Source organism: Gulosibacter sediminis (assembly GCF_014904065.1).
In the GTDB taxonomy this organism is placed as follows: domain Bacteria; phylum Actinomycetota; class Actinomycetes; order Actinomycetales; family Microbacteriaceae; genus Gulosibacter; species Gulosibacter sediminis.
Genome location: NZ_JACXJG010000036.1, coordinates 28270 through 35715 on the forward strand (window position 1 = coordinate 28270; position 7446 = coordinate 35715).

At 68.0% G+C, this 7446-nt stretch carries 5 protein-coding genes; 3 read left to right on the top strand and 2 right to left on the bottom strand.

The features are described 5' to 3' along the window. Positions 1-2: 2 nt before the first annotated feature. Both ID132_RS12705 and ID132_RS12710 read right to left on the bottom strand, forming a co-directional pair. Entirely contained in the window at positions 3-833 is an 831-nt protein-coding gene (locus ID132_RS12705; protein WP_125107779.1) for a hypothetical protein, read from the bottom strand. A 104-nt stretch (positions 834-937) separates the two neighbouring features. Next, complete coding sequence (locus ID132_RS12710; protein ID WP_125107780.1) at positions 938-1132, bottom strand: hypothetical protein; 195 nt, start codon at positions 1130-1132, stop codon at positions 938-940. A gap of 168 nt (positions 1133-1300) precedes the next feature. Here ID132_RS12710 and ID132_RS12715 point away from each other — a divergent pair, with 168 nt between their 5' ends. The 3 genes from ID132_RS12715 to ID132_RS12725 are packed head-to-tail and all read left to right on the top strand — an operon-like array spanning position 1301 to position 7167. Beyond that, on the top strand, positions 1301-1879 hold the full coding sequence (locus tag ID132_RS12715) for a TetR/AcrR family transcriptional regulator (protein ID WP_125107781.1): 579 nt from the start codon (positions 1301-1303) through the stop codon (positions 1877-1879). A 12-nt stretch (positions 1880-1891) separates the two neighbouring features. Further along, positions 1892-4831, top strand: coding sequence for an MMPL family transporter (locus ID132_RS12720; protein ID WP_193128796.1), 2940 nt, complete (start codon positions 1892-1894; stop codon positions 4829-4831). Next, positions 4828-7167, top strand: coding sequence for a YhgE/Pip domain-containing protein (locus ID132_RS12725; RefSeq protein WP_125107783.1), 2340 nt, complete (start codon positions 4828-4830; stop codon positions 7165-7167). The genes ID132_RS12720 and ID132_RS12725 overlap by 4 nt, the downstream gene beginning before the upstream one ends. Positions 7168-7446 lie beyond the last annotated feature (279 nt).

The following is a 7446-nucleotide window of genomic DNA, read 5'->3' on the forward strand; positions in this document are numbered from 1 at the left end:
GCTTAGCTCGCGCGCTTGAGTTCGTCGTCGCCAGCTTCGCTCGTCGGCTTTGCGGGCTCGATGGCGCGCAGCGGTTCGGGTCGCTCGAGCTCGGCGACGTCGGCGATCGTGTTCTGCACACGGCGCACGAGGTCGGCCGACATGATCTCAGAGAACACCGCGTCGTCACCCGGGTCGCGGCCGGTGCGCCACTCGAGGCGGTAGCGGCCACGCGGGCCGAAGAGGTCGTCGAACAGGCGCAGCAGCTCGAGCTGGGCCTCAGTCGTCAGCGCGGCCTCGGGCTGCAGCATCCGCGGCGGGTGTTGCGGCGCCGGCGCGAGGCCGAGCCCCGCGAAGTTCGGATGCGCGCTGAGCGGCATCGCAGGACGGCAGGACGGCGTCGGGAAGAGGCCGGCGTAGCGGGGCTCCTCGGTTTCGGCGGCAGCAGCCTCTGGCTCGTCGTAGTCGTCCTCATCGACGGCGTCGAGCTCGACGGCTTCGAACCGCGGCTCCTGTACCGGCGCCTCGGCGGGCGCGACCTCGGCAATCGCCGGGGCGGGCTGGACCGGCGCTACGACCGGGTGCTCGGGCACCGCGACGGTCGGCGGCTCTGGCACGACGTAGTCGGCAGGCACGGTGGCGGCCGGCGCGACCGGCTGGGCAGCGGCGGCCTGCTGCCGGGGTGCGGGCGTCGACTGCAGGGGCGCGGCAACGCGCGGCTGCGCCCACTCCTGGGGCGTCGAGGCGGGGGCCTGTGACGGGGAGGTCGGTTCGACCTGCGGAGCCGGAGCGTTCTGAGCGCTGTCTGCCTGCGGTTCGCCGAGGCCGGCAAGTTTGCGGAACCAGCCGAACATTGGGCACCCCTTTCCTACGTGTGAGCACGCGAAACTCGCGCGCGTACACGAAGCCTACGGATTCAGCGCCTCAGAACCCGGGTGCGACACTCGCGCTCAGGGAACTAGTCGAGTTCTTCCTGGCGTGCCTCTTCGACGCGCTCGCGCACTCCGGCGATCGCGAGGGCGAGCGTGGCGCCGACGGCAATCCACGTCGCGACGATGCGCAGCGTCGAGTTCGATTCCTGCGTCGTCTTCACTGCGGGCACGATTCCCGCGACCGCGGAAAGGACTGCTCCGTTGAGTAGATACTTGCGCACCGGTCATCACTCCTTGCGGTGGGTTGGCGGCTCGCAGCGCCGCGATGTCGCGACCCAGCCTAGCGCCCCATTGTGGCCATTGCGACGCGGTGTGGCGGCGTGTACCGTTAATGCTGACCGATCGGTCAGGGCTTGACGTTGCATCGCCCCTCCCGCTGAAGGACCCCCGTGACAGAACCCAGCACGCCGGCCAAGCATGAGCTCGCCGAACGCATCCGTACCGTTGCCCTCGAAGAGTTCGCCGCCCGCGGCTATGGCGTCTCGCTGCAGCAGATTGCCGAGCGCAGCGGCTGCACGAAGGCGAATGTGCTCTATCACTTTGGCAGTAAAGAGGAGCTCTTCCGGGCGGTGCTCGCGCCGGTGATCGAGGCGAGCCGCGAGCTTGAGCGTCGCCTCGACGTCGAGCCCGACTTCGACCCGGCGCGAGGCGCGGCCGAACTCATGGTGAATAACCGCCATGCGGTGCGGATGCTCGTCTTCCACCACCGCTCGCTGCCGGACGCCCGCGAGGCGAACTTCTTCCTCGACATCATCCAGCGCGTTGCGGCGAAGCTTGCGCCGAACGATCCGACCGCGCCGACGCGCGCCGTGGTCGCGTTCATCGGCATCGCCTACGTGCTCTCGGTCGACTCCGAAGACGCCGATGCTGCCGACTTCCCGCAGTTCGACGTTGAATTCCCGGGGTTCACGAGCCTCGACGCCATCGCGCAGCTCGTCTGCCAACTCACCCTCGCCCCCTCGCTCTAAGGACTTCATCCAGTGGCGCTGCTTCTCTATCGCATCGGACGCTTTTCATTTCGGCACGCCTGGCAGGTGCTTGTCTCCTGGCTCGTCGTATTTGCCGCCGCGTTGGGCCTCGGGCTGGGGCTCGGCGGGCAGATGAACGAGTCGTTCGAGATTCCCGGCAGCGAGTCGCAGGATGCGCTCGACCGCCTCGCGCAGGTGTTCCCCGAAGTCGCGGGGCTGAGCGCCCAGGTCGTGATCGAGACGACCGACGGCAGCGCAATCGACACCCACCGCGACGAGCTCGCGCAGGTCGCGAGTGACATCAGCGACCTCGAGCACGTGACACAGGCGCTCGACCCGTACTCGGAGTACGCGACCGGCACGCTCAGCGACGACGGCGAGGCCGCGATCATCCAGGTGCAGTTCGACACCGACATGATGGACAAGCTTGGCGACGACAAGCAGAACGTCGTCGACATCGCCGAGACGTTGGCAGACGACGGCCTGCGCGTGGAGTTCGGCGGCACCCTTTACCAGGACATCACCTACGGGCTCACCGTCACCGAGGCGATCGGCGTGGCCTTCGCCGCCATCGTGCTCATCGTCGCCTTCGGCTCGGTGCTCGCGGCCGGTCTGCCGCTCGGCTCGGCGCTCATGGCGGTCGGCGTAACGATGGGCGTACTGCTGTTTGTTACCCGCTTCGTCGTCGTCTCGAACGCGAGCCCGCTGCTCGCCGTAATGATCGGCATCGCGGTCGGCATCGACTACGCCCTGTTCATCTTGTCGCGGCACCGCAACCAGCTGGCTAAGGGGATGCGGGTCGAGGAATCGGCCGCGACCTCCGTCGGCACGAGTGGCTCGGCGGTGACCTTCGCCGCGGCCACCGTCATGGTGGCGCTGCTTGGCTTGCTCATCGTCGACATCCCCTTCCTCTCGGTCATGGGCGTCGCGGCGGCGGGCGGCGTCCTCATGGCGCTGCTCGCGGCCCTCACCCTGCTGCCCGCCTTGTTCGGTCTCGCGGGGGAGCGCCTGCGCCCGAAGGAGGGCAGCCGCGTCTGGCGACGCGAGACCGGCGAGAACGCGAAGCCGACCATGGGTCGCCGATGGGTGCGGCTGGTGCTGCGGGCTCCCATCGTGTTCGTCATTCTCGTCATCGGCGTACTCGGGGTGACTGCCCTGCCTGCTCTGCACATGGAGACCTCCCTGCCGAGCGGCAAGAACGAGGCCGAGGGTGCAACCGCCCGCGAGGCGTACGACATGATCACCGATCACTTCGGTGAGGGCAGCAACGGCCCGATGCTCGTCATGCTCGACATCACGCAGGTGGACAACGACACGCTCGTCGACGATCTCGCAGCGATCCGCGACCGCGTCGCGGCGGTGCCGGGTGTCGCATCCGCCGGTGACGCCCTGCCGAACCCCACGGTCGACTCGGCGATCATCCAGGTGATCCCGACGACCGGGCCCGCCGACCCCGAGACGACGAAGACCGTCGCCGCGCTCCGCGCGCTCGCGGCCGGCATCGAGGCCGACTACAACGCCGTGAGCTCGGTCACTGGCTCGACGGCCGTGCAGATCGACATCACCGACCGGCTCAACGGCGCGCTCTTGCCCTTCGCCGGCGTCGTCGTCGGGCTCAGCTTCATCCTGCTCGCCCTCGTTTTCCGTTCGATCCTCGTGCCGCTCAAGGCGGCCGTGAGCTTCCTGCTCTCGGCGTTCGCCGCGTTCGGCGTGGTGGTCATGGTGTTCCAAGACGGCGCGCTCGGCACGATCATGGGCATCGTGCCTGGGCCGATCATCTCGTTCCTGCCGGTCATCCTGCTCGCCATCGTGTTCGGTCTCGCGATGGACTACGAGGTGTTCCTCGTCTCGGGCATGCGCGAGGCCCACGTGCGCGGGCTGAAACCGAGGGAGGCGATCGAGGAGGGCTTTGCGTCGGCGGCGCGCGTCGTCACCGCAGCCGCGCTCATCATGTTCTTCGTATTCGTCGCCTTTGTTCCTGAGGGCGCGGGGGTGATCAAGGTGATCGCGCTCGGCCTCGCGGCCGGCATCTTCTTCGACGCATTCCTCGTGCGCATGACGCTCGTGCCCGCGCTCATGGCACTGTTCGGCAAGCACGCCTGGCAACTGCCGAAGTGGCTCGAACGCCACTTGCCCGACCTCGATATCGAGGGCGAGCACCTTCGCGAGTACCGCGCGCGAGCCGAGTGGGCGCAGCAGCACCACGCGGCGATCGCGTTCGAAGACCTTGTTGTGGGCAACGAACGGGCGCCGTTCGAACCGGTCACGGGCGAGGTGCCCGCGGGTGGCGTGCTCGTGGTGCGCGGCGACGTCGCCCCGCGGGCGGTCGTCGCCGCGACCCTCGCGGGTCGGGTGAACCCGCATAGCGGTCGGCTCCAGGTGCTCGGCCGCACGCTGCCGGGTGACGGCGCCGCGCTGATCTCGCGCGTCGCGATCGCCGACCTTGGCAATCTCGACGACCGGGCCCGCGAGCTGTCGCTCGGCCAGCTCATCGGCCGCCACGGCGCGTTCGGCCGCACTGACCTGCGCACCGAACTGGCCGAGCATCAGGTCGTGTCGGTAATCGACGACCTCGATGCCGCGCTGCGTGCGGTGGGCTGGGACGGCCCACGACTCACGGCGCAGACTCGCCTCACGAGCCTGGATGCGCTCGGCCGCGCCATCGCGCTCGCGGGCGCCGCAGTGGTCGAGCTCCCCGAATTGCTCGTGCTCGAGGTCGGCGCGCTCGGCTTCGACGCGCGCTCGGGTGGTCTCGTCGCGCGGGTGGTCGCCGCCGTGCAGCGACTCATCAGGGCCGACGTCACCCTCGTCCTCACCACGGGCATGGCGTTCGACGCCACACAGCTGCGGGAGCTCGGACGCGAGATCGAGGTCATCGACCTCCTCCGGGCGAAAGCGAGCCCAGCATCCGCCGATTTTGATTCTTCTGCTCGAAAGGAGCTGCACCGATGAGCGGCACGCAGCGCACCGCGACCGGCTTTACCGGCGCTCGTATTCGCAACATCGTCATCGCGGTTTTGCTGCCGCTCGCGATTGTTGGCCTCTACTTCGCTGCGCTGAGTGGCAGCAACCAGCGCGACGACGCACTTCCTGTCGTGCTGGTGAACAGCGACCAGATGGTCGAGCAGGCGAACAACGACGGCACGACGACGCAGGTGGTCGCGGGCCGCTTGCTCGTCACCTGGCTCACCGACCCCGAGAACGCCGGCGCGTATAGCTGGGAGCTCGTCAACGCCGAGACGGCGCAGCAACGGCTCGACGACGGCACCGCATACGCGGCCGTCGAGATTCCCGAGAACTTCTCGGCGGCGGTCGTGTCGCTCGGCGGTGGCGAGCCCGAGGCCGCGCGCATCAACGTGACCGTGAGCCAGTCGGCCGATTGGATGACCGGCGAGGTCACCCAGCAACTCTTCGACGGTATGACCGCCGAGTTCGGGCAGCAGCTCACGAACCAGGTAGCGGTTGGGCTTGCCGACGGGCTCAACGACTCGGCCGACGGCCTCGAGCAGGCGGCCGACGGCGCGCAGCAACTCGCCGATGGCGCGGGCGAACTCGGTTCGGGCTTCACGCAGTACCAAGACGGCGCGCAGGAGCTCGCGGATGCGGGCAGCCAGGCTGCTGACGGTGCTTCGCAGCTCAGCGACGGCGCGAGCGAGTTCGGCGACGGCGTCGAACAGTACGTTTCGGGCGTCGACTCCTACCTCGACGGTGTTGGCCAGTACGCCTCGGGCGCCGTCCAACTCGCCTCCGGCGTAACCGAGTTTGCTGGCGGCATCGACACCTACACCGACGGAGTTGGGCAGTACGTCGACGGGGTGCAGCAGCTCGCCGACGGGCTCGGCCAGTTGGATGCGGGCAGCGGGCAGTTGCAGGATGCGGCAGGCCAGCTCAACGACATCGCGGGCCAGCTCGAATCGAACAGCGGCAACATTGATCAGGCGCTCGCGGGCCTCGAGCAGCTCAGCACCCTGCTTTCGCAGCTCGACTCGGTCGACCCGAGCGCGCTAACGACATATTGCGATCAGCTCGAGGCGATTGACCCGGCGCAGGCCGACGCGTGCCGCGGCGCGGTTGAGCAGCTGCAGAACCAGCTGCCCGGCGGCACCGTTGACCTTGGCGGCATCGAGAGCGAACTCAATTCGCTGATCGACCAGGTGGGAGGTGTTCAGGATGCCGGAGACCAGCTGGGCCAGCTCGCCGACGGCCTCACGCAGTACACCGAGGGCGTCACCGCATCGGCGCAGGGCGCGAGCGAACTCTCGACGGCAGGGGATGAACTGGTGAGCGGCGGGGGAGAGCTCTCCTCTGGCGCGGGCGAGCTCTCGTCGGGCGCATCGCAGCTGAGCGGCGCATCGACGCAGCTCAGCGACGCGGGCGGGCAACTGCAGGATGCGGGTGGCCAGCTCACCGGCGGTGCGAGCGAGCTTTCGAGCGGCGCCGGCGAGCTCTCGGACGGGCTCACGCAGCTTGCCGACGGTCAGCAGCAGCTCGTAGATGGCGGGGACGAGCTCGGCGACGGTATCCAGAGCCTGCGCGAGGGCGCGAGCACGATGTCGCAGTCGCTGCAGGACGGCGCCGATCAGGCGAAGAACGCGATCGGCGACCCGGATGCGTTTGCCGAAGCGGTGGCGCAGCCCGTCGTTGCCGAGGTGAACGGCGTGCACAACCCCACGTTCGCCGGGATGCTTGCGGCGCTCCTGCTGCCCATCGGCATTTGGCTTGCCGGGCTCATTGCCTCGCTGCGTCGAGGACTCGTCACCGATGAAATGCTTGCGTCGAGCGCGTCGACCTGGAGCATCCTGCTCGCGGCCACGCGCCGGTTGGCGCAGCCCGTGCTCATCGTTGCCGGCGTCGTGACGCTCGCGCAGCACGTGTTCTTCGGGGTGCCGTGGGCGGGCATAGGCATCACGATTCTGTTCGCGCTACTTGGCACCGCGGTCACGGTCGCGTTGCACCTGCTCTTCGCCGCGTGTGCGAAGCGCCGAACGGCGGTGCTGACCTCGCTCGTCGCGTTGGCGCTGCAGCTGCTGCTCGTGCGCGGCTTCTTCCCGCTCGAGCTTCGTTCGGGCTGGGTGGAGACGGTGAGTGGTTGGGCTCCGTTGGCCCAGTTGGCCGCCGGAATGCAGGCCGGCTATGCGGGGGCAAGTACGGGAGCGGTGGTTGGACCGGCGATCTTGGTGGTGCTGATGACCGCTGCGGCGGCCGTGATCGCCACCATCGTCATGACGACACGCCGACACGCCACCGCAAAATCCCTGGTCAGCGCACTATCGGAACGTCACGCGTGACGCGATTTGACGCAACGGAATTCGATGTCATAACCTTATGGAGTTGCGCCGGAAGGGGCAGCAAAGCCCAAGACCGGGTGCGAGGCTCACTACGAGCCGAGCTTGATGCTCTAAGAGCTCCGAGGGTCTGACCGGAAACACAGTCTGAATAAGACGGAAACGCCAGGTTGACAAACGAAAGTTACTGGGTATAAGCTAATCAGGTTGCTTCGGACAGAAGCGGCAGGGAAATAACCGCCGCAGAAACCGAAAGCGATTGGTCTTTGAGAACTCAACAGT